The organism is Hymenobacter jeollabukensis (assembly GCF_005771675.1).
Lineage (GTDB): Bacteria > Bacteroidota > Bacteroidia > Cytophagales > Hymenobacteraceae > Solirubrum > Solirubrum jeollabukense.
Window position 1 is genome coordinate 1 of sequence record NZ_VAJM01000022.1, and the last position, 25,771, is coordinate 25,771.

Here is a 25,771-nt window from a genome sequence, read left to right on the forward strand (position 1 = left end):
CCCCGGCGCCGGCCGCCAGCTTCGCCGCCCCGCTGGGCTACCGCCTCTACCGGGCCGAGGGCCAGAACCCGGCCGCCGCGGCCTACACGCTCGTGCGCACGGCCACCAGCCTGAGCGACACCACCCACACCGACACCAACCTGAACACGCGCGACAAGGCCTACACCTACCGCCTCGAGTTCTTCCGCGCCACGCCTGAAGTCATCGAGCCCGCCGGGCCCGCCAGCTCCGTGCGCCTCACGGCCACGCCCAACCCGGGCGTGGTGCCGACCATCAATGTGGCCTGGACGTACAACGTGCCCTGGAACAACAGCGGCAGCGTGACGCGCGTCTACCGCAAAAACCCGGGCAGCCCTACCTTCACGCTCATCAGCAGCACCGCTGCCGGCACCCGCACCACGGGCTCGTACCTCGACAACGACCCGGTCCTGCGCCTGAACCAAACCTACTGCTACTACGTGGAAACGGTGGGCCGCTACGACTCGCCGCGCCAGCCGCAGAACCTCGTCAACCGCAGCCAGGAGCTGTGCGTGCTGCTGGCCCCGCGCCCCTGCCGCCCGGTGCTCACGCTGCAGGGCCCCGACTGCGACCGGCTGGCCGAGCTGGCCCGGCAGTTTCCCTCACCCCTGCCCCGCCCGCTCACCTTCACCAATAACCTGAGCTGGACGCTGAGCAACCAGCCCGCCGGCTGCTCGCCCGACATCGTGGAGTACCGCGTGCTCTATAGCCCCAGCTGCGACAGCACGGCCTTTCAGCAAATCGGCCGCGTGCCCGGCTCCTCCACCACGACCACGTTCACCTTCGCCCACCCCAACCTGACTTCGGCGGCGGGCTGCTACCGCATCCTGGCCGTAGACGGCCAGGGCACTGCGGCGGCGAGCAATATCGTGACCAGCGACAACTGCCGCATCTTCGTGCTGCCCAACATCTTCTCGCCCAACAACGACCAGCAGAACGACGCCTTTCGCCCGATTTTCGCCAGCCCGGTGAACCAGGTCAAGGTGAAAATCTTTAACCGCTGGGGCGCCCGCGTGTACGAAGGTACCGCCAGCCAGGACCTGCTGCTGTGGGACGGCGGCGGCACCAGCGCCCCCGACAACGGTGGCCGCGACTCCGGCGCCAAAGCCACGGCCGGTACCTACTACTACCTGGTGGAAGTAGAGTTTGCCGACCAGGCCCGCACCCGCCAGACGTTCAAGGGCTGGGTGGAAGTCATCAGCCGCTAAGCTTTTAAGTAAGGGCCGTCATGTCGAGCTTGTCGAGACATCTCGCGTGCTGACGCCAGAGAATAAATCCAATGAAAAAGCCCGGCCGCATCCAGCGGCCGGGCTTTTCTTTTGGCGGTGCAGCACAGCCGTCGGGTTCTGCGGTCAACCTGACGGCCGCTGCTTCCCGGGCGCGGGCGGGCTCACAGCAGCAGCACGTCGATGCGGTGGGCGTGGACCATATTGTGCTTCGGCGACCAGGCGAAGACTGTGAAGAAGCCGTCCTGCGAGGCCACCAGGGCCAGGGCGTCGCGCTGGTCGTGCACGAACTGGGCGGCGGCCAGGTGACGGGTGCCGCCGTTCTGGGCCGGGTGCAGGCGGCGGGCGGTGCTGCCCACCACCGGCTCGGTTATCATCATTTCCTCCACGGCCGTGCTGCCCTTGGCCCGCGCCACCTTCGCCCCGAAGGCCAGCAGGTGGTAATCCTGGGTGATGACGGTGGCCCCGTCGACGGAGGTGAAGCCGCCCACGATGCCAATGGCGCGGCGCAGGTCGCGGGGCCAGTCGGGGTCGTCGTGGCGCTGGGCCAGCACCTGGGCAATGCCCTCGTAGGCGGGCGTGACGGGGTACGACATGGGCTGCACGATGGACGCCTGCCACTGCTCGGCGGCCGCGGGCACCACCAGCACCAGCCCGCCCCGGCCGTGGGCGCGCATGGTGGCGGCCAGCTCCACCAGCACCTCGTCGGCCTCGTGGCCGGGCAGGCCGCTGCCGGGCAGAAAGCGGCGCAGGGCCTGGCAGTCGGCCACGCCGTGGTTTTCGGCGTCGACCACCTGCAACTGGTCACCGCGCAGGATGGCCACGTTCACGAATTTGCCGAAGCCGTCGACGCGCGGGTGCTTCACCACCAGCAGGCCCGGCTCGATGACTTCGAGCACGAAGCACAGCGGCGGCAGCTCCGTCACGGTGCCCCACACGTGCAGCCCGCCCTCGTCGGCCCACACGCCTAGGTGAATGCCGGGCTGCTCCACGGCCGGGGCCAGCTTGATGAGGTTTTGCGGGGTGAGGCGCTTGTGCTGCCCAAACACCAGCGGCTGCGGCGCCCTTTCGGGCGGTAGCAGGGCCAGGGTGATTTTGGGCGGATGCCCCTCTTCGCGCCGCAGGCTGGCCCAGAACGTGACGTCGATCAGCGCCTCAATCACCGAGGCTTCGGGCGGGGCGGCCAGCTGCACCCGCTGCGAGGCGGTGGCCAGCAAGCGGTGGTCGGCGAAATGCTGCGCGATGGTGGGCGCCGCCATGCGGGCGGCTAGGTAGGTAGGTTCGGAAAGCATGGCGGGGACGGGGGCGACTTGGAGCACGGGGCGCAACCTACGACGAGCAGGCGAAATAGTGACGGATGGGTGGAATGCCACATCAACCGGCGTTAGCCCCGACTGTTTGGCCCGCGTCCGGGCAGGCTGGCGCCGACGCGCTGGGCACCGCGCCCTGCCCGGTTCCATCGGTGAAACCACCCGCTGCCCGGCCCGCTTACCCGGGACCCAGCGTGAGCGTAAAGACCGAGCCCACGCCCGGGGCGGAGCGCAGCTGAATCGTGCCCTTGTGCAGCAGCATAATCTGCTTGCACAAACTCAGGCCAATGCCGCTGCCGTTCTTCTTGGTGGTGAAAAACGGCACGAACACCTGCTCCTGGGTTTCGGCGTCCATACCCGCGCCATTATCGGCCACGCTGAGCACGATGCGGCCCGCTTCGGCGGCGGCGCCGGTGAGCGTGATGCGCGGCCCCGGCCGGCCCACCAGCGCGTCGATGGCGTTGATAACCAGATTGATCAGCACCTGTTCCAGCAGTACGCGGTCGGCCGGCAGGCGCAGCTGCGGGTCGGGCAGCACCACGTCCAGCACGATGCCGCGCTCCTGCAGCCGGGGCTGCAGCAGGTGGTGCACGGCCTCGAACAACTCGTACACCGGCAGCAGCTGGCGGTTGGGCACGCTGATTTTGCTCAGGCTGCGGTAGGTGGTCGAGAACTGCAGCAGCCCGTCGCTGCGGCGCTTGATGGTTTCGATGCCCAGCTCCAGGTCCTCGCGCAACTCCGGGTCGGCGGGGTCGGCGGCGTGCAGGCGCTGCTGCAGGGTGGCGGCCAGCGAGGCAATGGGCGCCACCGAGTTCATGATTTCGTGGGTGAGCACGCGCAGCAGCTTTTGCCAGGCGTCGGCCTCGGTTTCGTCGAGGGTTTCGCCCACGTTCTGCACGGCCACCAGCTTGTACTGCCGGCCCTCGGTCTGGAACACGCTGGCGGCCAGCAGCAGGCGCACGGTAGCGTTGCCCACGGCCACCGTTACCAGCTGGGGCGGACCGGGGCGCAGCTCCGTTAGCTGCGCCGTCAGCGCCGGGTAGCGCCGGGCCAGGCCACTGAGGTTCTTGAGGTGAGGCAGGCGCAGCATTTCCTTCAGGGCGTCGTTCAGCCACCACACCGCGCCGGTGGCTGGCTCGAAGGACAGGATGCCGGTCTGAATCAGCTCCAGAATGCTCTGCAAGTGCTGCTGCTGCATTTCTTTTTCCCGACTGATGCTGCGGAAAGCGGCGTTGATTTCCTGGAAGCTGGCGTGCAGCGCCCGCAGCTCAGGCCGCCCGCCGCGCCGCCCGTACTGGCGCGAAAAGTCGCGGTAGCGCACGGCTTCGGTGAAGTCGGTCAGCTCCTGCTGCAGCCGGGCGTGGCCGCGGTACAGGTCGACAGCGGCCAGCAGCGCCGGCAGCAGGGCCAGCAGCGCCCAGGTGCCGCGCCCCTGCAGCTGCAGCCAGGCGGCCGCGCCCAGGGCCGCGGCCAGCAGCAGCACGGCGGCGGCCAGGCGCAGGCGGTAATTAGAGCGCATGTTTGTTGAGGCGGCGGTAGAGGGCCGTGCGCGTCAGGCCCAGCTCCTGGGCCGCCCGGGTGATATTGCCGCCGTGCTTTTCGATAACGCGCAGAATGGCGTTGCGCTCCACGGCGCTGAGTGTGAGGTTGTCAGCGGTTTCCTGGGCGGCCGGAGCTGGTTCCAGCTGCGAAAAATGCAGGTCGTCGGGCTGCAGCTCGGGCGCGTCGGCCATGATGACAGCCCGCTCGATGGTGTACTGCAGCTCGCGCACGTTGCCGGGCCAGGCATACTGCTCCAGCTTGCGCAGGGCCGCCGGGCTGAGGCTGGGCGCGGGGCGGTGGTATTTGGCCGCGTACTGGGCCGCGAAGTGCCGGGCCAGCGCGGCAATGTCGGCCGGGCGCTGCCGCAGCGGGGGCACCAGCAGCTCCACGGTGTTGATGCGGTAGAGCAGGTCTTTGCGGAAGCGCCGCTCATCGGCCAGCTCGCTCAGGGGCACGTTGGTGGCGCAGATCAGGCGGATGTCCACCGGAATGGGCTGATTGGAGCCCAGGCGCGTGACCTGCCGGTTTTGCAGCACGGTGAGCAGCTTGGCCTGCTGGGCCAGGCCCAGGTTGCCGATTTCGTCCAGGAACAGGGTGCCGCCGTTGGCGGCTTCGAAGCGGCCGGCGCGGTCTTCGCGGGCATCGGTGAAGGCGCCTTTCTTGTGCCCAAACAGCTCCGACTCAAACAACGAGGGCGTCAGCGCCCCAGCGTCCACTTTCACGAAGGGCCCGCCGGCGCGCTGCGAGGCCCGGTGCACGGCCTGGGCCACCAGGTCCTTGCCGGTGCCGTTTTCACCCAGGATGAGCACGTTGGCATCGGTGGGCGCTACCTTTTCGATGGTGCGAAAAATCTGCTGCAGGGCCGGGGCCGAGCCCAGCAAGTCGGGTACGCCCGCCGCGGCGTGGGCGGGCGCCGCGGGCGCGGCCCCGGCGGGGCGCAGCGCGTCCTGGATAGTCGTGAGCAGCTTGTCGTTGTGCCAGGGCTTCACCACGAAGTCAGCGGCGCCTTCCTTGAGGGCGCGCACGGCCAGCTCGATGTCGGCGTAGGCCGTTATCATGATGACGGCCGCCGCCGAGCCCAGCTCCTTGATGCGCTTCAGCCAGAAAAACCCCTCGTTGCCGGTATTGACGGCGCTGTGGTAGTTCATGTCCAGCAGAATCACGTCGAACGAGCGGGCCGCGAGCAGACTTGGTAAGGCTTCGGGGCGGCGCTCCACCGTCACCTCGCGCACCTGGGTTTTGAGCAGCAGGCGCACCGCCGTCAGGATGTCGGGGTCGTCGTCGAGAACGAGTACGGAGGCGGAGCGCAGGTTCATAGCTGGGGCCTCACCCCCGGTCCCGCTCCGAAAGAGAGGGGAACCGGGCGGCGCGGATGTATTGAGGTGCAAGTAATTACGACACCGCTCAGCCCTTGCCAGTCACGCACTTACAGTCAGGTAAGCTTGGACCAGCCACATCAGGCTGCCTAAAGACGGCATGCAGACCAGTCCGGCGCCGCTTCGTTGCTGTCGTCAGGCGCCCCCTCTCTTTTGGAACGGGGGCCGTGCCCCGTGGGGGTCCCGTGAGGCCCAACAAAGCACGGCAATTTTCCAAGGCAAAATCAAGCCCGGCCAGTGCGACGCTTGGCCAGCTCCGGCCACCGACTTCGTGCGCCGTCCGGCCTACTGTATCAGCACCGCACACTGATTGTATCAAAACCGAACACTGTTCAGAAACGACTATTTAGCAACGCTTTGAAAACAAGCGTTTTGCATTTTCGGCACGACCCTGGCTGCGGATGAAGGGAAACCGGCTGAAAATTTTTCGGCCCGACGCAAAAAAACTCTGTCGCCGTGGACCGCGCTATTACCCCCAAAAAATGGACAACCCGCAAAGTGCTGCTGATGGGCGGCCTGCCCCTCGTGGGGCTGCTGGCCGTGGGCGGCTATTACTACGGCGCCGGCCCCAGCCAGCTGAACGTGGACCCGGCGCGGCTGACGGTGAGCGAGGTACGGCAGGGTAGCTTCCAGGAGTTTATTCCCGTCAGTGGGGTGGTGCTGCCCGAAACCACCATCTACCTCGACGCGCTGGAAGGCGGCCGGGTGGAGGAAAAATACGTGGAGGACGGCGCCCTGATGAAGAAGGGCCAGCCCCTGCTGCGCCTCTCCAACGCCGATTTGGAGCTGAGCCTGGTCAACCAGGAAACGGCCGTGCTGAATTTGTTCACCCAGATGCAGATGTCGCGCAACGCGGCCCAGCAGAACACCAACGCCCGCCTCAACCAGCTGGCCGACGCCGACAACGCCTACCAGGAAGCCGAGCGGGTGTTTAAGCTGCAAAAGACCCTGTACGAGCAGAAAGTCATTGCCCTGCAGGACTTCCGGCAGGCCGAAAACGCCTACCACTACCAGACGCGCCGCCGCCGCCTGAGCCGCACCATGCTCCACCAGGATTCCTCGGCCACCCGCCAGGAAACCACCCAGGCCGCCCGCTCCTACGTCCGTATGCAGAACGCGCTGACCCTGATGCGCCGCAAAGTGGGTGACCTGATCGTGCGCGCCCCCATCGACGGGCAGCTGACCTCGCTCGACGCCGAAATCGGCCAGAACGTCAACAAGGGCGCCCGCCTGGGCCAGCTCGACGCGGTGACGGGCCACAAGGTGCGCGCCGACATCGACGAGCACTACATCACGCGCATCTTCCCCGGCCTGCGCGGCACCTGCACCGTGGCCGGCCGGCCGTATGCGCTGCAGATTCGCAAAGTGTACACCCAGGTGGCGCAGGGCCGCTTTCAGGTCGATATGGTCTTTCCCGAAGCCGTGCCCAAGGCCATTCGCCGCGGGCAGACGCTGCAGATTCGCCTCACCCTGGGCGACGAAACCCGCGCCCTGCTGCTGGCCAAGGGCGGCTTCTACCAGCAAACCGGCGGGGCCTGGGTGTATAAGCTCACTCCCGACGGCCGCCGCGCTTACCGCGCCGACGTGCGCCTGGGCCGCCAAAACCCCGATTACTACGAAGTGCTCGGCGGCCTGCAGCCCGGCGACCGGGTCATCACCTCCGGCTACGACACCTACGGCACCATGCAGGAGCTGGTGCTCGGGCAGTAATGGTAAAGTAAGAACGTCATCCTGAGGCGCAGCCGAAGGACCTTCCTCCCACCTCGCACAAACCAATAATCAATGCGCCGACGCATTACCCCTGTTTTCATCGCCGCTGAAAAGCGCCAGAACATTGGCATCAGCGACGGTGCAGGGCCTGAGAAAGGTCCTTCGCTTTGCTCAGGATGACGGCCTGAAATCCAACCCAAAATCCCAGGAACGCGCCGAAGCGGTGCTGCCTCGCAGTGACGCAGCCCCGAGTTGTGGTGAATGAGTGGTTCCGATCTTACCCGGCGGTGCTGCTTCGACGCCTTCCTCTTTTCTCCTCTCAACCAGCCCTTGCTCCCTAGTCCGATGATCAAGATTACCAACCTGGAAAAAACCTACCGCACCGAGGACGTGGAAACCACGGTGCTGCACGAGCTGAACCTGCAGGTGCAGGAGGGCGAGTTCGTGGCCGTAATGGGCCCCTCGGGCTGCGGCAAGTCGACCCTACTCAACATCCTGGGCTTACTCGACGACCCCGACGCGGGCAGCTTTGTCTTCGACGGCAAGGAAACCGTGGGCTACTCCGAGCGGCGCCGGGCCGAGCTGCGCAAGCACGCCATCGGCTTCGTGTTCCAGAGTTTCAACCTTATCGACGAGCTGACGGTGTACGAAAACGTGGAGCTGCCGCTGGTGTATACCGGCGTACCGGCCGCCGAGCGGAAGCAGCGCGTGGAAGAAGTGCTCGACAAGATGCGCATCATGCACCGCCGCAACCACTACCCCCAGCAGCTCTCGGGCGGGCAGCAGCAGCGCGTGGCCGTGGCCCGGGCCGTGGTCAACCGCCCCCGCCTCATCCTGGCCGACGAACCCACCGGCAACCTCGATTCCTCGAACGGCAACGAGGTGATGGACCTGCTCTCGGAGCTCAACGAGCAGGGCACCACCATCATCATGGTCACCCACTCCGAGCACGACGCGCGCTACAGCCACCGCATCGTGCGCATGCTCGACGGGCAGACCGTGACGGAGAACATCCTGACGTAGAAGCCAAACAGTCTAAAAGAACGTCATGTCGAGCTTGTCGAGACATCTCGCGTGCCGCTGGCAGACAGTAGCCTCATCGCTCAACACTCAGATTACTATCCAGCGAGATGTCTCGGCTTCGCTCGACATGACGGCCTGATAAGCAACCCCGCCCCTGCCTCGTCCGCGGCTCCGCCCTTCTGAGCCTACCCGAAAACAAACTCTTCCGCTCCTTCTCTCCTGCTCGCTATGCTCCGTCATTACCTCACCGTCACCGTGCGGAATCTGCTTAAGCACAAGCTGATATCCGCCATCAACCTCTTCGGCCTGACCACGGGACTGACCTGCTGCCTGCTGATTCTGGCCTACATCCTGCACGAAACCAGCTACGACCGCCGCGTGCCTGAGGCCGAGCGCATATACCGCGTCACCCGCGACTTCTACAACCCCGACGGGGCCACGACGCTGCAGCTCAGCTCGGTGGCGCCGCCCATCGGGCCGCTGCTCCAAAACGACTTCCCGCAGATCAAGCAGATGACGCGGCTGCTCTTCAGCGGCCCCATCGTGGTGCGCCACGGGGAGAAGATTCTGACCGAGGACAGCCTGACCTTTGCCGAGCCGGGCTTCCTGCCCATGTTCGGTATCCGGCTGCTGAGCGGCGACGCCCGCACGGCCCTGCAGGAGCCGCGGGCGGTGCTGCTGGAGCAGCGCACCGCCCGCAAGTACTTCGGCTCTGAAAACCCGGTGAACCAGGAGCTGAAAATCGACGCGGGCATCCTCTGCAAGGTGGTGGGCGTGTTCCAGGGCCTGCCCGAAAACGCCCACCTGCACCCGGCCGTGCTCGTCTCGTTCAGCACCCTGAACGACTCCACCATCTACGGGGAACGGCAGCTGCGCACCAGCTGGAGCAACAACGCCTTCCGCACCTACCTGCAGTTGCCCGCCGGCTACGACGCCCGGCAGCTGGAGGCGCAGTTTCCGGCCTTCCTCGACCGGCACATGCCCCAGCCCAAGCGCGCCACTGATTACGTGCGGCCCTCCAAGATGACCAGCCTGGCCCTGCAGCGCCTCACCGACATTCACCTGCACTCCAACCGCGCCGACGAAATCGAGGCCAACGGCGACGTGAACCGGGTGTACATCTTCGGCATCATTGCCCTGTTCGTGCTGCTCATTGCCTGCATCAACTACATGAACCTGAGCACCGCCCGGGCCGCGCTGCGCGCCAAGGAAGTGGGCGTGCGCAAAGTGGTCGGGGCGCAGCGCTCCGAAATCATTCTGCAGTTTCTGGGCGAGTCGGTGCTGATTACGGCCGTGGCCACGGTGCTGGCGGTGGGCTGCACGGTGCTGGCTCTGCCCTGGCTGAGCCGGCTGGCGGGCACGGCCCTGCCGCCGCAGCTGCTGTGGCAGCCGGCGGTGCTGCTGGCCCTGCTGCTGCTGCCGCTGGTGGTCGGCGGGGTGTCGGGGCTGTACCCGGCGCTGTTCATGTCTTCGTTCCAGCCCCAGCAGATTCTGAAGGGCTTCCTGAAAGTCAGCGGGGGCCTCGCGTTCCGGCGGGTGCTGGTGGTGGTGCAGTTCGTGGTGTCCATCGGGCTGCTGGTGAGCACCGCCGTGGTGGCCCTGCAGCTGCGCTACCTGCAGCAGGCCCCGCTGGGCTACAACCGCGAGCAAATCGTGACCCTGGCCTACCCGCAGAGCCTGACGCCGCAGTACGAAGCCTTCCGCCACGCCCTGCAGCAGCAAAGCGGCGTGCAAGAGCTGGGCCGCTCCTCGCGCATCCCCACCGGCCGCCTGCTCGACGCCAGCGACGCGGCCGCCACCGTCGGCGACTCGCTGCGGCCCACCTCGGCCAACGTGAAGTACGTGAGCACCGACGAGCATTTCCTGCCCACCTACGGCATCCGCCTGGCCGCTGGGCGCAACTTCGACCCCAAGGCCTACCCCACCGACACCACCGGCTTTATCCTCAACGCCAGCACCGTGCGCCTGGTCGGCTGGAAGTCGCCGGCCGAGGCCGTGGGGCAGGTGTTCCGCTACGGCGGGGTGCTGGGCCGCGTCATCGGCGTGACGGAGGACTTTCACTTCGAATCTTTGCACCAGCCCATCGTGCCGATGGTGCTGTTTCTGGGCACCGTCACCTCGCGGGCCCCCTACAACCAGCTGTCGGTGAAGCTGGCCGGGGCCGACGTGCCGGGCACGCTGCAGCATTTGGAGCGCACCTGGAAGCAGTTTCTGCCCGAGCAGCCCTTCACCTACACTTTCCTTGACGAGAGCTACGCCCAGCTCTACCAGGCCGAGCAGCGCCAGAGCCTGCTCTTCGGCATCTTCGCCGGCATTGCCATTCTCATTGCCTGCCTGGGCTTGTTCGGGCTGTCGTCCTTTGCCATCACCCAGCGCGTGAAGGAAATTGGCATCCGCAAGGTACTCGGGGCCAGCACCTCCGCCATCGTGCTGCTGCTTTCCAGCGACTTTATGCGGCTGGTGGTGGTGGCGGCCCTGCTGGCCTTTCCGCTCTCCTGGTACGTGATGCACCGCTGGCTGCAGGATTTCGCCTACCGCATCAACATGCCTTGGTGGATTTTCCCGCTGGCCGGCCTGGCCGCCGCCGCCGTAGCCCTGGTCACCATCGTGTCGCAGACGGTGAGCGTGGCCCGCGCCAACCCGGTGAAGAGCCTGCGCACGGAGTAAGGCGGTTGACCAGGAGGCTGTAAACTATTTTCTGCATTCCTCCCAATAGGACACACCGTTCAGGCCACTCAACGACGGTCCGGGTTTGTGCGGGCTTGATTGGTGTATCCAGGGCCAGAAAGGGCCTACAAGCCGGGCCGCACCTCAACTCGTCCCTATCGGACAACTTGCCTTGCGCTGGCCAATATCCCCTGAACCGCAACGCGCCGCTACCACCCGTTCTCCGGCAGTAGCGGCGCGTTGCATTATGAGCACGGGACAGATGCTAACCTGCGCCGGTTGCCGACACAGGGCGGCCGCGCGGGCACTTACTGCTTGACGATGCGGCGGCGGTACACCTGGTCGCCCAGCTGCACGCGCAGCAGGTACATGCCGTTGGGCAGATTGGTCAGGTCTAGCCCGGCGCCATCGGTCTGGTACACGCGGTGGCCCTGCAGGCTAAACAGCTCGATGTGCGCCCGGCCCCGCTGCCCGGCGGCCAGCACCCGCAGGTAGCCCGTCGTGGGGTTGGGGTAGGCCACCAGCTCCGGCATGGGCTGCGCGGGCCGTTCCGCAGTGGTAAACGTGGTATCGGTGCTGTAGAAGCGCACCCCGTTGTGCACGAAGCGTAGCCGCACGCGGTAGCTGGTGGCTGGCTGCAGGCCGTTGAACACCGGCCCCCGCAGCGAATCGGGCAGGTACCAGGGCGCATTATAGGCAAACGTCGACTGCGGGTAGCCCACACCGCTGGTCGGGCCGTACTCGAAGTAGAGGCTGTCGACCGAGCAGTTGACCGTGGTCAGGGCCGCCGCCAGCGTGGCGCTGCTGTCGGTAAGGGCCACCGGGGGCAGCGCCCGGGCCCGGAAGGGCCGGGTCGGCTGGGCCAGGGAATGCCGCACGAGCATGCCGTGGCGGCCCCCGAGTACCAAGGCCTGCCCATTGCGGGTGTACGCGGCGGACTGGGAGCTGAGGTTACGCTCCCAGAGCCAGTTGGCGCCGCCGTCGGTGGTGCGGAACACGTTGCCGGCGTCGTCCTGCACGCAGCCGTTGCCGCGGTCGAAGAACCGGATGTTCCGGGGGTGCCCGCTGGCGTAGTTGCGGGTGCGATTGAGCATGCTGGCGGTCCAGGTAGCGCCCCCGTCGGTGGTTTTGAACAGCTGCCCGCTGTCGTCGACGACGTAGCCGGTTTGCGCGTCGACGAAATCCAGCCCGGCCAGCGACGAGACGTACATGCTGCTCAGGTTCAACGCCTGCCACGACTGCCCCCCGTTGGTGGTGCGGTACACGGTGTTGTAGGTGAGGGCGAAGCCGGTGGTGGCGCTGGGGAAGCTGAAGTAGCGCAGCGGATTGACCGGGGCCCCGCTGCTGATGCTTTGCCAGCTGCGGCCGCCGTCGGTGGTGCGGGCCAGCAGCGGGCCCAGGCCGTTGTTGTCGCCGGCCACGTAGCCCACCTGGCTATCGACCATTTCGAGGGCTATCAGGTTGGTGCCGTACGGAAACTGCGCCGGCACCGTGCTGCTGGTCCACGTTTGGCCCCCGTCGCCGGAGCGGGTCACGGTGCTGTTGCCCCCGGCAATAACCACGGTATTGGCGTCGGGGCAGGCCATGCGGTTGCCGCCCACCGGCGCCTGCACCGTCCAGGTGTCGCCGCCGTCGGTAGTTTTCAGCAGCCCCGAGCCGCTGAGCGCGTAGCCGGTCAGGCCGTGCCCCGGAAATTCCACCGCCTGCATATCCCCCATCAGTGGCCCCAGCGGCAGCCAGGTGCGGCCCCCGTCGGTGGTGCGCATGATGGGGCCCCGGTAGCCGGTGCCGGTGACGTAGCCTGTGCTCGGCGAGGTGAAGCACACGCTGGTCCAGCCGTAGCCGCCGTAGAAGCCGCCCCCGGCCGGGCCCAGGCTGGTCCAGCTGGCGCCCGCGTCGGTGGTGGTGTACACCACGCCCACGTCGCCCACGGCAAAGCCCGTGGTGGCTGACACGAAATGCATAGCGTAGGTGTCCTCCAGACGGTTGGGCAGCACCGCCCAGGTTTGGCCGCCGTCGGTGGTGCGCAGCAGGTCGCTGTGTTCCCGGTGCGCAAATCCGATCCGCGGGCTGATGAAGTGCAGCATGGTAATTTCCGAGGGAACGTACGACACCTCCGTCAGCTTCACCCAGCTGGCCCCGCCGTCGATGGTTTTGTAGATGCGCCCGTAGGAAGCCCCCACGTAGCCCACCCGCCCCGATACGAACGCGCTGCTCAACACCCGCTGCACCCCCGTGACGCTGGCCTGCTGCCAGCTGCGGCCGCCATCGGTGGAGCGCCGCACCAGGCCGTTTTCGGTTACTTCCACCACCGTATCGGCCCGGAGCGCGTGCAGGCTGGCGTAAGGATACTGCAGGTCGCTGCCGTAGTAGATGTTGTTCACGGGCTGGGGCGCCCGCGACACTCGTTGCCAGTTGGTGCCGCGGTCGGTGCTGCGCCAGAGCACGCCCGCACGGGTCAGCAGGTAGCCGGTGCCCTCGGGCGAAAACTCCAGATCGACGGCGCCGGGGTAGCGCTGCACCTCCTGCCAGCTCAGGCCGGCATCGTCGGTGCGCAGCAGCATGCCCGGTGTCTGCAGCACAAAGCCCCGGTTGGCATCAACGAAGCGGACTTCCCGGCCCGCGTACGCATTGGGCTTCGGGTTAAGCCATTGCCACTGCGCCCGGGCCGGTACGGCCACCAGTAGTAAGCAGATTATCCAAGCGAAGAACTGTTTCATATACATAGGGTAAGCGTTAGCCGTTCGACCTGCCCGGCGGCTAGCTGCGGGCCGTAGCAGGCCGCCAAAAATAGCCCACCGACCAACAAAAAAACCGCTCTTGTGGAGCGGTTTTTTTGTTGACCAGCGGCACCGCTTACTTCAGCATCTCGTGCAGCACCGTCTGCATGGAGAAGACGCGGTTGCCGGCTTCCTGCACCACCAGGGAGTTGGGCGAGTCCAGCACCGCGTCGGCCACTTCCACGTTGCGGCGCACCGGCAGGCAGTGGATGAATTTCGCGTCGTTGGTCAGGGCCATGTGGCGGGCGTCCACCATCCAGCTCGGGTCCTGGGTCAGCACCTTGCCGTAGTCCTGGTAGCTGCTCCAGTTCTTGGCGTACACGTAGTCGGCGCCTTCCAGGGCCTTGGCCTGGTCGTATTCGATGCGGGCGCCCTTGGTGAACTGTTCGGCCAGTTCGTACCCGGCGGGGTGGGTGATGACGAAGTCCACCCAGTCGACTTCCGAAAACCAGTCGGCGAAGGAGTTGGGCACGCACTGTGGCAGGGCGCGCACGTGCGGGGCCCAGGTCAGCACCACTTTCACGCGCTCGGTTTGCTTGGTTTCGGCCACGGTGATGAGGTCGGCGAAGCTCTGCAGCGGGTGCAGGGTGGCGCTTTCCAGGCTGATGATGGGCACGGTGGCGTGCTGCAGAATCTTGTTGAAGACCACCTCGTGGTAGTCCTCGTCGCGGTCCTTGAGGCCGGGGAAGGTGCGCACGCCCAGCACATCGCAGTACTGGCTCATCACGGCAATGGCTTCCTTGATGTGCTCCTGCGTGCTGCCGTTCATCACCGCGCCGTCGGCCATTTCCAGGGTCCAGGAGTCGGCGCCGGCGTTGAGCACCCAGGCTTGGGCCCCGAGGTTGTAGGCGGCCTTGATGGAACTCAGGCGGGTGCGCAGGCTGGGGTTGAAGAAAATCAGCCCGATGGTCTTGTTCCGGCCCAGGTGCTGGTAGCCGAAAGGGTTCTGCTTAATCTCCAGCGCCTGTTGCAGCAGGGCGCGGTAGTCGGGTACGTCGGCGAACGAGGTGAATTTGTTCATGGGGTGTTCTACGGTATTTCAGAACGGCAGACGGCAAAGGTCGTCAGGTCGTCATGCTGAGCTTGTCGAAGCATCTCTACCGCTTCGTTGGCTGGTTACTTGAGCGTAATGGGTATGCCAGCTTATAGCCTTTTGGAGCACGAAAAGCGCGTACTGGCACCTGCGTCAGTTTTTCGTTCTTCAGTACTACCAAGCCGTCCGTAAGGTACATATCGTTGGAGCCGCACGGTACTGCGGAATTTTCGGGTCCGGCATATACCCGCAGGGCCGTGGGCCGCAGTGTTGGCACTTGATTGGCGCCCAGGAATACGTGCTGCGTGTCGTAGCCCACTTCTAAGCCAGGCAGAGCGCGAAATGTGAGCGGGTCGGCTCCGGGCACTATCACAAAAAGAGTGTTGTGGCCTGAAAAGCAGAAGTAATACACGCCGTTCTTGTCGGCGGAGTAGTTGCTGCTATCTACATCGTGGTAAGTGGATGGGTCTAGCGTCGGGCATTTTATAAACACCACAAACCCGGCTTTATCCGACTCCGGGTCACTATCCGATAACTCGAACTGACCGCGGTAGAATTGCCCGCTGTCATCCCGGTAAAACCGCCGGAATACCCGCCGCAACTGGCGTTTCGCGGCTGCTTGCTCAAATTTGGTATCGATCAGCTTGTTCCGCTTTGCCAACACCCGGGCAAAGCGCTGCTTGCTGGAATCAGTCGGAGTTGCCGTTTGGGCTTGGCAGGCGAATAATGCCAGTGTGTTCAGCAACAAGAATAGCAGCGGTTTAGCTAGCATTAGGATCTTCGGTCAACAGAACATTGAACAAGCAAGAAACGCAAGAACGCCATGCTGAGCACGCGAGATGTCTCGATAAGCTCGACATGACGTTCTTTTTTAGCGCGTCCTCGCAGCCGGCTACGCTTCCACCGCCTGCGCCTTGAACTCCTTCCAGCTCTTGATGCTCAGATCCTGCAGCTTCAGCGTGGTGAAGGCCTTGATGAAGGCTTTGGCCAGGCGGGCGTTGGTGATGAGCGGGATGTTGAAGTCCACGGCCGTGCGGCGGATTTTGTAGTCGTTGTCCAGCTCGCCCTTGGTCAGGTTCTTCGGGATGTTGATGACCAGGTCGATTTTCCGCTCGCGCAGGTAGGTCAGGGCGTTGGGCTCCTGCAGCTCGTCGGGCCAGTAGACCAGGGTGCTGGCCACGCCGTTTTCGGTCAGGAACAGGTGCGTACCGTGGGTGGCGTAGATGGTATAGTCCTTCTGCACCAGCAGCTTGGCGGCGCTGAGCAGGGCCACCTTGGAGAGCAGCGGGCCGCTGGACATCAGCACCGTCTTTTCCGGAATGCGGTAGCCCACCGACAGCAGCGACTTCAGCAGCGCCTCCTCGGCCGTGTCGCCCAGGCAGCCCACCTCGCCGGTGCTCGTCATGTCCACGCGCAGCACCGGGTCGGCGCCCTGCAGGCGGGTAAAGGAGAACTGCGAGGCCTTCACGCCCACGAAGGGCAGGTCATATACTAGCTCGCTCGCGTCGCGCTCCACGTGCTGGCCCAGCAGCACCTTCGTGGCCTTCTTGATCAGGTTGTGGCCCGATACCTTGCTCACGAACGGGAAGCTGCGGGAGGCGCGCAGGTTGCACTCGATAACGCGGATGGCGCCGTTTTTCTCCAGGAACTGGATGTTGAACGGCCCGCTGATTTCGAAGCGCTTGGCAATCTTCTCGGCAATGACCTTGAGCTTGCGCACCGTGCCCACGTACACGCGCTGCGGCGGGTAGTACATGGTGGCGTCGCCGGAGTGGACGCCGGCAAACTCCACGTGCTCCGATATGGCGTACGACACGATTTCGCCCTTGTCGGCCACCGCGTCCAGCTCGATTTCCTTGGCTTCCTGGATAAACTCCGACACCACCACCGGGTACTCGGCGCTGACCTCCACGGCCAGCTTCAGGTATTCCTCCAGCTCCTGCGGGTTCGACACCACGTTCATAGCCGCCCCCGACAGCACGTAGCTCGGCCGGATCAGCACCGGGAAGCCGACTTCTTTCACGAAGCCATAGATGGCCTCCATCGTGGTAAGCTCGCTCCAGCGCGGTTGGGCAATGCCCAGCTCGTCCATGATGCTGCTGAACTTGTGGCGGTTTTCGGCCTCGTCGATGCGGGCGGCGGCGGTGCCCAGGATGGGCGCGCCGGCCTGCTCCAGGCGGGTGGCAATGTTGTTCGGAATCTGCCCGCCGGTGCTCAGAATCACGCCCTGCGGCGCCTCGAAGTCCAGGATGTCCATCACCCGCTCGTAGCTCAATTCCTCGAAGTACAGGCGGTCCGACACGTCGTAGTCGGTGCTTACGGTTTCGGGGTTGTAGTTGATGATGATGGACTTGTAGCCCTCCTCGTTCACCGTCTGGGCCGCATTGACGCCGCACCAGTCAAACTCCACCGAGGAGCCAATGCGGTACACACCCGAGCCCAGCACCACCACCGACTTGTCGGTTTCCGGCGCCAGGTCGTTTTCGGTGCCGTGGTAGGTCAGGTAGAGGTAGTTGGTCTGGGCCGGAAATTCGGCCGCCAGCGTGTCGATTTGCTTGACCACGGGCAGTACGCCCAGGGCCTTGCGGCGGGCGCGCACCAGCATTTCGTTGGCCTTCACCTCGGCCGGGCCGAGCAATTGCACGGCCAGCTGCTGGTCGGAGAAGCCCGCTTTCTTGGCCTGGCGCAGCAGGTCGGTGTCGAGGGCATCGAGGCCGCCCTGCTGGCGCTTTTCGCCGAGCTGCAGGCCCAGCTGGTAGATGCCGTAGAGGCGCTGCAAAAACCACCGGTCGATGCGCGTCAGCTCGTACACGCGCTCCACGTCGTAGCCGGCCTGGAAAGCCTCGTTGATGGCGAAGATGCGCTCCTCGTTCGGCTCGCTCAGCAGCGTGTCGAGGTCCGCGAGGTCGATGGGCTCGGGCTTGTTGGCCACGAAGCCGCGCCGGCCGGTGTCGAGCATCCGCAGGCCCTTCTGCACGGCCTCCTCGAAGGTTTTGCCGATGGCCATGACCTCGCCCACGCTCTTCATGGCCGAGCCGATCTGGCGCTGCACGCCCGCAAACTTGCTCAAATCCCAGCGCGGCAGCTTCACCACCAGGTAGTCGAGCGAAGGCTCGAAGAAGGCCGAGGTGGTCTGCGTCACGCTGTTTTTCAGCTCGGCCAGCGAGTAGCCCAGGCTGAGCTTGGCGGCCACGAAAGCCAGCGGGTAGCCGGTAGCCTTGGAAGCCAGGGCCGAGGAGCGCGACAAACGGGCATTCACCTCAATCACGCGGTATTCCTCCGAGTGCGGGTCGAGGGCGTACTGAATGTTGCACTCGCCCACGATGCCCAGGTGGCGGATGGTCTTGATGCCGATGCTGCGCAGCTTGTGGTACTCGCGGTTGCTCAGCGTCTGCGACGGGGCCACCACGATGCTCTCCCCGGTGTGGATACCGATGGGGTCGAAGTTCTCCATGTTGCAGACGGTGATGCAGTTGTCGAACTGGTCGCGCACCACCTCGTACTCCACCTCCTTCCAGCCTTTCAGCGACTCTTCCACCAGAATCTGGTCCGACGTCGAGAAGGATTTCTGGGCCAGGGTGCGCAGCTCCTCCATGTTGTTGGCGAAGCCGCTGCCCAGGCCGCCCAGCGCGAAAGCGGCGCGCACGATGATGGGGAAGCCAATCCGCTCCGCTGCGGCCAGGGCGTCTTCCATCGTCGTCACGGCTTCGCTGCGGGCCGTGAGCACGCCGATCTGGTCGAGCTTTTCCTTGAAGATGTCGCGGTCCTCGGTGTCGATGATGCTCTGCACGGGCGTGCCGAGCACGCGCACGTTGTACTTCTCGAACACGCCGGCGCGGTACAGGGCCACGGCGCAGTTCAGGGCCGTTTGGCCGCCGAAAGCCACCAGAATGCCGTCGGGCTGCTCCTTCTTGATGACTTCCTCCACGAAGTAGGGCGTCACGGGCAGGAAGTACACGTCGTCGGCAATGTCGTCCGACGTCTGCACGGTGGCAATGTTGGGGTTGATGAGGATGGTGCGGATGCCTTCCTCTTTCAGCGCCTTGAGGGCCTGCGAACCGGAGTAATCGAACTCACCGGCCTCCCCGATTTTGAGGGCGCCGGAACCGAGGATGAGAACTTTCTGTGGTTTTTCCATTCTAGGAGTGAAGCAACAGCCCTATGCGGGGGTCGTGTTAAAAGTCTTGTTAAAGCTGGCTACAGCTTATTCGCTTGCCTGCGCGGCGGCAGTTTTCTTCGCGCTAAACAGCGTGTCGGTTTTGATCAGGTCCCATTTCCCGGCTCGCCGCTTGACCATCCAGAGCTTGATGGTGGCCTCGCCCCGCTCGCCTTGCAGCAGGAACTGAAAAACGTTCGTGTCTTTCTTGGCCCCGAGCTGCTTGAGCTTGAAGTTGGTACCGTTTACTTCGCCGATGCGGCTAGTGATGCGCGGGGAGTATTTAGCCGACTTCATGGCCCGGGCCACCAGGTCGCCCGGCTCCCCGAGCACCGCTTTCAGAATGGTCTTCTGGCCCACGAACTTGCCGAACAAGTACACGGCCAGCACCAATGCGCCAGCTACGATAAACACCCAATTCGGCAGACCTCTACGTTTTTCTGGCATGTGGACAGTGCGTTTGAGGAGGCGAAGTTAGAGGGTCGGTTTGTGTGGGATGCAGAATGTCATGCTGAGCTTGTCGAAGCATCTCTACCGCTTCGTTGGACGCTCAATTAGTCGGTGAACGTGGTGTCGCTCTGATAGATTTTCCATACCCCAGAAGCTTGTTTCACGGCGTGCGCCTCAATGCTCGCATTGGCTTTATCGCCGCCCAGCTTGATGCGGAGCACTAACGAGTCAGATTCAGGCGTGGACTTGTGCAGATTGTACTCTTCGGAAGATACTTCTCCGATACGATCAAGAATCCTTGGGGAATTCTTAGCTCCATGAACAGCGGCTAAAATGACTTCTGGATGGTCGCCTAATTGCTGCTTGTACATGAAGTCACCAAGTGCATCGAGTGAGAAGTAGAATGCTACTACGAGTGCAACCAGTAAAAATCCTATTACCCAAGGAAGTCGATTTTTCCGCACAGTACTTTGTCTTTAAGACATTTATCTGCCGCAAACTTCTCGTTACTGAATGATTCAACGAAGCGGTAAAGATGCTTCGACAAGCTCAGCATGACGCTCTTTTCCGTCGTGCTGAGCTTGTCGTTCGGCTACTTGCCAGCCTTATACTTCTCGACCTCGTCCAGAAACTGGTCGAAAAGAAACTCCGTGTCCTGGGGGCCGCCGGCGGCTTCGGGGTGAAACTGGGTGGAGAAGAAGGGCTTGGTTTTGTGCTTGATGCCTTCGCAGGTGCCGTCGTTGAGGTTCTCGAACAGCATGTCCCACTCGGCGGGCAGCGTGGCGGTGTCCACCGCGAAGCCGTGGTTCTGGCTGGTGATGTAGCTGCGCTGGGTGCCGGTGAGCTTCACCGGCTGGTTGTGGCTGCGGTGGCCGTACTTGAGCTTGAACGTGTCGCCGCCCGCCGCCAGGCCCATGAGCTGGGAGCCTAGGCAGATGCCGAAGATGGGCTTGTCCTGCTGCAGGGCTTTCTGCAGGTGCTCGATGGTGGGCACGCACATTTTCGGGTCGCCGGGGCCGTTGCTCAGGAACAGGCCGTCGTAGTCGAGCTGGGTGAAGTCGTAGTCCCAGGGCACGCGGATTAGCTCCACGTCGCGCTCCAGGAAGCAGCGGATGATGTTGGTCTTGGTGCCGCAGTCCACCAGCACGATTTTATTCTTGCCCGTGCCGTAGTGCTGCACGCCCTCGGGGCTCACCTGGGCCACCAGGTTGTCCTGGTTGGGGTCGTGCAGCGGAATGTCCTGCTCCGCCACGATTTTGCCGAGCATGGCGCCCTTCTCGCGCAGCTTCTTGGTGAGCATGCGCGTGTCCACCCCGCAGATGCCGGGAATGTTGTACTCGGCCAGCCAGTCGCCCAGGCTCTTGGCGGCGTTCCAGTGGCTGTGCTCCTCGGAGTAGTAGTTGACCACCAGGCCCGCCACGTGAATCTTGTCCGACTCGAAAATCTTGGAAATCGACTCGTACAGTTCCTCGCCCGGCACGCCGTAGTTGCCCACGATGGGGTAGGTCAGCACCAGGATCTGCCCGGCAAAGGACGGATCGGTGAGGTTTTCGGGGTAGCCAGTCATGGCCGTGCTGAACACCACTTCGCCCGCGGCCGAGGTGAATGCGCCGAAAGATTGGCCCTGAATTTCGGTGCCGTCTTCCAGCACCAGCTTCACCGATTTAGCGTTTTCCACTCTGTTTTGCGAAAAAGGGTTTACTCTGTTGATTTTTAACCTCACCCCCCGGCCCCCTCTCCTTGGGGAGAGGGGGAGCCAGTCGGGAAATCGTATCAGCCATTTCTCTTGGCTGAACGGTAGTCAGGCGGCGGTGCGGCGCGACTTTGGCCCGCTGTTCGAACTGCCCGGATACAATTTCGGCTGGAACAGAACCAAACATCAGGGGTCTATTCCAGCCGAACGAGGATTGAAGCCAAACGGGAGCGAAAGAAGGTAGATCAATCGGTCCCGCACCCGGCCGCTCCCAGATGTCAGGCATCGGGAAATCGGGCGGGCAGGCCTGCTGGACGAAAAAGGATGGGGTGGCCGTTCTTTCAGGGGAAAAACCGGCCAGGGGCTGCGCAATTCCAGGAAACGGCAGCGTGCAGCTGATCAGAAGGTGAGCTTTGCTCGTGAACCTCGTGGTGCCACTCATTAAGGCCGCAAGTTAGGCCACAAACGGCTTAACTCCTTACCTCCGCCGGAATAATTGCGTACAGCGCCGTCAGAAACTGGTCGATTTCCTCGCGTTTGATGTTGAGCGGCGGTAGCAGGCGCAGCACCCCGGGGTCGGAGGCGTTGCCCACGAAGATGTGGTGCTCGGTCAGCAGCTTATCGCGCATATCCTTGATGGGAAAATCGTACTTGATGCCCACCATCAGCCCGCGGCCGCGCACTTCCTGGGCGCCGGCATTGGCCAGCAGCTCCTGGCGCAGGTACTCGCCCATGTCGGCGGCGTGGGTCAGCAGGTTTTCCTGCTCGATGACTTCCAGCACGGCCAGCGCGGCGGCGCAGGCCAGGTGGTTGCCGCCGAAGGTGGTACCCAACAGCCCGTACGAAGCCTGGAATTCCGGCGAAATCAGGATGCCGCCGATGGGGAAGCCGTTGCCCATGCCCTTGGCCACCGAAATGATGCCCGGCCGCACGCCGGCGTGCTGGTGGGCGAAGAACTTACCGCTGCGCCCGTAGCCGCTCTGCACCTCGTCGGCAATGAGCACCGCGCCGTACTGCCGGCACAGCTGCTCCAGCCCCCGCAGGAACTCGTCGGAGGGCATGATGATGCCGCCCACGCCCTGAATCGGCTCGATGATGACGGCGCAGGTCAGGCCGGCCTGCAGCACCCGCTCCACGTCCGCCAAATCGTAGGGCAGGAAGCTGATCTGGTGCCCGGCGTTGAAGGGCGCCACGATTTTCTGGTTGTCGGTAGCCGCTACCGCGCCCGAAGTCCGGCCGTGAAAAGCCCCTCGGAACGCAATGACGTGGCTTTTGCCGGTGTGGAAGGAGGCCAGCTTCAGCGCGTTTTCGTTGGCCTCGGCACCCGAGTTGCACAGGAACAGCGTGTAGTCCTGGTAACCCGATACCTCCCCGAGTTTCTGTGCCAGCTCCCGCTGAATCGGAATGTGCACCGAGTTGGAGTAGAAGCCAATTTTCTGCACCTGCTCGGTGATGCGCCGCACGTAATGCGGGTGCGAGTGGCCGATGCTAATGACCGCGTGGCCGCCGTAGAAGTCGAGGTACTGCTCGCCCTTGTCGTCCCAGAGCTGCGCCCCGAGGGCGCGCACCGGCGTGATGTCGTTGAGCGGATAGACGTTGAAAAGCTCCATTAGAAAAGCACCGATTTGAGGTTCAAACCCGTCGTTTCGGGCAAGCCGAACAGCAGGTTCATGTTCTGGATGGCCTGGCCCGAAGCGCCCTTCACCAGGTTGTCGATAACCGAGGTGATGAGCAGCTGCTTACCGAATTTCTGCACGTGCAGCAGGCACTTGTTGGTGTTGACCACCTGCTTCAGGTGCACTTCCGCGTCCGACACCGTGGTAAACGGCGCATCAGCGTAGAACTGCTTGTACAGCGCCCGGGCCTCGTCCTGCGTCAAATCCGAGGGCATGTAGACGCTGGCGAAGATGCCGCGGGTGAAGTTGCCGCGGTACGGAATGAAGTGCATTTCGCTTTCCAGTTCGGGCTGCAGCTGCGTCAGGCTCTCCCCTATCTCGCCCAAATGCTGGTGCGTGAAGGGCTTGTAGATGGAAACGTTATTAGCGCGCCAGGAGAAATGAACCGTCTCCGACAAGCTCTGCCCCGCGCCCGTCGAGCCGGTAATGGCCGATACGTGCACATCATCCGTCAGCTTGCCGGCCTGGGCCAGCGGCAGCAGCGCCAGCTGGATGGCCGTGGCAAAGCAGCCGGGGTTGGCAATGCTCTGCGCCTGCTGAATGCGCGTCCGATTCAGCTCCGGCAGCCCGTACACGAACTCGCGGTCCTGAAACTCCCGGTCGGCCTGCAGGCGGAAGTCGTTGCTGAGGTCGATGACGTGGGTGGTTTCCGGCAGAGGATTTTTCTCCAGAAACGCCCGCGAGTTGCCGTGGCCCAGGCACAGGAACACCACATCTTCGTCGCCCGCCAGTTCGGCCGCAAACCGCAGCTCCGTTTCGCCCACCAAATCATCGTGCACCTGGTACACCGGGCTGCCCGCGCTGGAGGAAGAGACGATGGCGCCCAGCTCCACGAACTCGTGGTGCAGCAGGATGCGAATCAGCTCACCCGCCGTGTAGCCGGCCCCGCCGACGATGCCCACCTTAATTTTCATCGTTGAAGGAAGAGTGAATGCGCAGCTGGTTGCTGAAAATCTTGATGAAGCCCTTCGCGTCGCGCGAGTCCCAGGCGTTGTTTTCCTCGCCGTAGGTGGCCACCTTCGATTGCATCATGTCGAACTTCGACTCGATGCCTAGCAGCTCAAACTGGTAGGGTTTCAAGGTCACGTACACCGTGCCCGACACCCGCTCCTGCGACGAATCCAGGAAGGCCTCCATGTCGCGCATCACCGGGTCGAGGTACTGGGCCTCGTGCAGCAGGGTGCCGTACCAGTTGGCTATGTAGTCCTTGTGCAGCAGCTGCCAGCGCGAGGAAGTATGCTTTTCCAGCAAGTGGTGCCCCTTGATGAGAATCAGCGGCGCCGGCGCTTCGAAGCCCACGCGGCCTTTGATGCCGAGAATGGTGTCGCCCACGTGGGTGTCGCGGCCGATGGCGTACTGCCCGGCCAGCTCGTTCAGCGCGATGATCAGGTCCACCGGCTTCATAGCCTCGCCGTTCAACGCCACCGGCTCGCCTTTCTCGAAGGTGATGCTGATTTCCTGCGGCTCGGTCTTGCTCAGCTGGGTCGGCCAGGCCGATTCGGGCAGGCCCTGCCGCGAAGTCAGCGTTTCGACGCCGCCCACGCTGGTGCCCCAGATGCCCTTGTTGATGGAGTATTTGGCTTTTTCCCAGCTCATCTCCACCCCGTTGGCCTGCAGGTAGTCGATTTCCTGCTGGCGCGAAAGGCCCAGGTCGCGGATGGGCGTGATGATTTCCGTATTCGGCGAAATCACCGAAAAGGCCACGTCAAAGCGCACCTGGTCGTTGCCGGCGCCGGTGCTGCCGTGGGCAATGTAGTCGGCCTTGTTCTCGCGGGCGTACTCGGCCAGCGCCAGCGACTGAAACATACGCTCCGCGCTGACGCTCAACGGGTATGTATCGTTCTTCAGCACATTCCCCGCCAGCAGGTAGCGCAGGCACTGCTGGTAGAACCGCTCGGTTACATCAATGACTTCGTGGCGCTTGGAGCCCATTTCGTAGGCGCGCTTTTCGATGCCGGCCAGCTCCTCCTGGGAGAAGCCGCCGGAGTTGACGATGACCGTGTGGACTTCCAGGCCCAGTTCTTTCGTCAGATACACGACGCAGTAGGACGTATCCAAGCCGCCGCTATAGGCGAGAACTACCTTTTTTTGGGACATGATACTATAAGAAGGTTCTTGAGAGAAGTTTGCGTTGTTGGGTTGAGCGGCCTGAACGGTACCCCAGGCCGTCATGCTGAGCCTGTCGAAGCATCTCTACCGCTTCGTTGGTCCGGTTAAGGACGTCATGCGGAGTGATTTTACTATCTGACGAAGCGGTAGAGATGCTTCGACAGGCTCAGCATGACGTTCTTTTATGAACGCCCTAAATCGTGAAGTTCGAGTTCTGCGAAACAGCAGCTTCTTCCGAGCCGGGCGCGTCTTTGGGCTTGTCGAGAAAGTCGATAGTGGCCTGGGCTTTCTGCCCGTATTCGTCGTTCAGGTTGTCGTACACCATGCCGGTGCAGAGGCACATGCGGCGCTGGTTTTCCTCCAGAATCGGGTAGTACTTGCAGGAGGAGCAGCCCTTCCAGAAGTCATCCGACTGCGTCAGCTCGGGAAAGGCCACGGGACGGTAGCCCAGTTCCGTGTTCATTTTCATCACCGGCCCGGAGGTGGTGATGCCGAACAGCTTGGCCTGCGGAAACTTGCTGCGCGAGAGTTTGAACACCGCGTGCTTGATGGCGCGGCCCAGGCCCTCCTTGCGCATCTGGGTATTCACGATCAGGCCCGAGTTGACGACGAATTTTTCGTCCTCGAACGTCTCGATGTAGCAGAAGCCGGCCAGCTGGTCGTCGATGAAGGCAATGATGGCATTGCCACTCTCCATCTTCTTTACCAGGTATTTAGGGTCGCGCTTGGCAATGCCCACGCCGCGCTGCTTGGCCGATTCCTCGTACCATTGGCAAAGCGTGTCCACATACTGCACGTCGGCAGCATTAGCAACTCGTAGGATCATCGGGAAGGAGACAAGGGTGCCGGCCACTCGCGGTGGGCGCGACAAGAAAGTCGGAAGGGTCAGGAAACAGCAGCAGATGTACGCTCAGGTACGCGGCGCGAAGCAGCCCCCGCACGGGGTTGTCGCAACGACCAGCCTGCTCCGCATGAGCGGCTGGTATCCGGGAAAAGTGCCAG

18 protein-coding genes are annotated in these 25,771 nt (G+C 63.7%); 4 read left to right on the top strand and 14 right to left on the bottom strand.

Features of this window, described 5'->3' with window-relative positions; all coding sequences use genetic code 11:
• On the top strand, positions 1–1,226 hold a 1,226-nt coding region (locus FDY95_RS25555), incomplete at its 5' end, for a T9SS type B sorting domain-containing protein (protein WP_138082529.1).
• A 182-nt stretch (positions 1,227–1,408) separates the two neighbouring features.
• Here FDY95_RS25555 and FDY95_RS25560 read toward each other — a convergent pair.
• The 3 genes from FDY95_RS25560 to FDY95_RS25570 all read right to left on the bottom strand — a co-directional run bounded on the left by FDY95_RS25560 (position 1,409) and on the right by FDY95_RS25570 (position 5,412).
• Complete coding sequence (locus FDY95_RS25560; protein WP_138082531.1) at positions 1,409–2,536, bottom strand: putative sensor domain DACNV-containing protein; 1,128 nt, start codon at positions 2,534–2,536, stop codon at positions 1,409–1,411.
• A 196-nt stretch (positions 2,537–2,732) separates the two neighbouring features.
• The gene (locus tag FDY95_RS25565; protein ID WP_212744960.1) at positions 2,733–4,073 is read right to left on the bottom strand and encodes a sensor histidine kinase; all 1,341 of its coding nucleotides are present in this window, start codon (positions 4,071–4,073) and stop codon (positions 2,733–2,735) included.
• The gene (locus FDY95_RS25570; protein ID WP_138082533.1) at positions 4,063–5,412 is read right to left on the bottom strand and encodes a sigma-54-dependent transcriptional regulator; all 1,350 of its coding nucleotides are present in this window, start codon (positions 5,410–5,412) and stop codon (positions 4,063–4,065) included. The genes FDY95_RS25565 and FDY95_RS25570 overlap by 11 nt, the downstream gene beginning before the upstream one ends.
• A gap of 516 nt (positions 5,413–5,928) precedes the next feature.
• Between FDY95_RS25570 and FDY95_RS25575 the strand changes: the two genes are divergently transcribed.
• The 3 genes from FDY95_RS25575 to FDY95_RS25585 all read left to right on the top strand — a co-directional run bounded on the left by FDY95_RS25575 (position 5,929) and on the right by FDY95_RS25585 (position 10,872).
• Positions 5,929–7,182, top strand: a complete 1,254-nt coding sequence (locus tag FDY95_RS25575) for an efflux RND transporter periplasmic adaptor subunit (protein ID WP_138082535.1) — start codon at positions 5,929–5,931, stop codon at positions 7,180–7,182.
• A gap of 345 nt (positions 7,183–7,527) precedes the next feature.
• Positions 7,528–8,205 carry an ABC transporter ATP-binding protein gene (locus tag FDY95_RS25580; RefSeq protein ID WP_138082537.1) on the top strand — a complete coding sequence of 226 codons (678 nt, stop codon included), beginning with the start codon at positions 7,528–7,530 and terminating at the stop codon, positions 8,203–8,205.
• A 228-nt stretch (positions 8,206–8,433) separates the two neighbouring features.
• Positions 8,434–10,872 (top strand): ABC transporter permease, encoded by a 2,439-nt coding sequence (locus tag FDY95_RS25585; RefSeq protein ID WP_138082539.1) that lies wholly within the window; start codon positions 8,434–8,436, stop codon positions 10,870–10,872.
• A 308-nt stretch (positions 10,873–11,180) separates the two neighbouring features.
• Here FDY95_RS25585 and FDY95_RS25590 read toward each other — a convergent pair whose 3' ends face one another.
• From FDY95_RS25590 to FDY95_RS25640, 11 genes are all read right to left on the bottom strand, one after another.
• Positions 11,181–13,592 (bottom strand): YCF48-related protein, encoded by a 2,412-nt coding sequence (locus FDY95_RS25590; RefSeq protein WP_171025858.1) that lies wholly within the window; start codon positions 13,590–13,592, stop codon positions 11,181–11,183.
• 136 nt (positions 13,593–13,728) lie between these two features.
• Positions 13,729–14,673 carry an N-acetylornithine carbamoyltransferase gene (locus FDY95_RS25595; protein WP_138082543.1) on the bottom strand — a complete coding sequence of 315 codons (945 nt, stop codon included), beginning with the start codon at positions 14,671–14,673 and terminating at the stop codon, positions 13,729–13,731.
• Positions 14,674–14,749: 76 nt separating this feature from the next.
• Complete coding sequence (locus tag FDY95_RS25600; protein ID WP_138082544.1) at positions 14,750–15,457, bottom strand: hypothetical protein; 708 nt, start codon at positions 15,455–15,457, stop codon at positions 14,750–14,752.
• Positions 15,458–15,577: 120 nt separating this feature from the next.
• Positions 15,578–18,823, bottom strand: coding sequence for a carbamoyl-phosphate synthase (glutamine-hydrolyzing) large subunit (gene carB / locus FDY95_RS25605; protein ID WP_138082545.1), 3,246 nt, complete (start codon positions 18,821–18,823; stop codon positions 15,578–15,580).
• A 66-nt stretch (positions 18,824–18,889) separates the two neighbouring features.
• Positions 18,890–19,255, bottom strand: coding sequence for a hypothetical protein (locus tag FDY95_RS25610; protein WP_138082547.1), 366 nt, complete (start codon positions 19,253–19,255; stop codon positions 18,890–18,892).
• A 140-nt stretch (positions 19,256–19,395) separates the two neighbouring features.
• Complete coding sequence (locus FDY95_RS25615; RefSeq protein WP_138082549.1) at positions 19,396–19,662, bottom strand: hypothetical protein; 267 nt, start codon at positions 19,660–19,662, stop codon at positions 19,396–19,398.
• Positions 19,663–19,883: 221 nt separating this feature from the next.
• Positions 19,884–20,969, bottom strand: a complete 1,086-nt coding sequence (carA, locus tag FDY95_RS25620) for a glutamine-hydrolyzing carbamoyl-phosphate synthase small subunit (protein ID WP_138082551.1) — start codon at positions 20,967–20,969, stop codon at positions 19,884–19,886.
• 485 nt (positions 20,970–21,454) lie between these two features.
• Positions 21,455–22,594, bottom strand: coding sequence for an aspartate aminotransferase family protein (locus FDY95_RS25625; protein WP_138082553.1), 1,140 nt, complete (start codon positions 22,592–22,594; stop codon positions 21,455–21,457).
• Positions 22,594–23,574: an N-acetyl-gamma-glutamyl-phosphate reductase gene (gene argC, locus FDY95_RS25630; protein WP_138082555.1), complete on the bottom strand. Its 981-nt coding sequence runs from the start codon at positions 23,572–23,574 to the stop codon at positions 22,594–22,596. The genes FDY95_RS25625 and argC overlap by 1 nt, the downstream gene beginning before the upstream one ends.
• Positions 23,564–24,757 (bottom strand): argininosuccinate synthase, encoded by a 1,194-nt coding sequence (argG, locus tag FDY95_RS25635; protein ID WP_138082557.1) that lies wholly within the window; start codon positions 24,755–24,757, stop codon positions 23,564–23,566. The genes argC and argG overlap by 11 nt, the downstream gene beginning before the upstream one ends.
• 205 nt (positions 24,758–24,962) lie before the next feature.
• A complete protein-coding gene (locus tag FDY95_RS25640; RefSeq protein WP_212744961.1) occupies positions 24,963–25,595 on the bottom strand; it encodes a GNAT family N-acetyltransferase in 633 nt (210 codons plus the stop codon).
• Positions 25,596–25,771 lie beyond the last annotated feature (176 nt).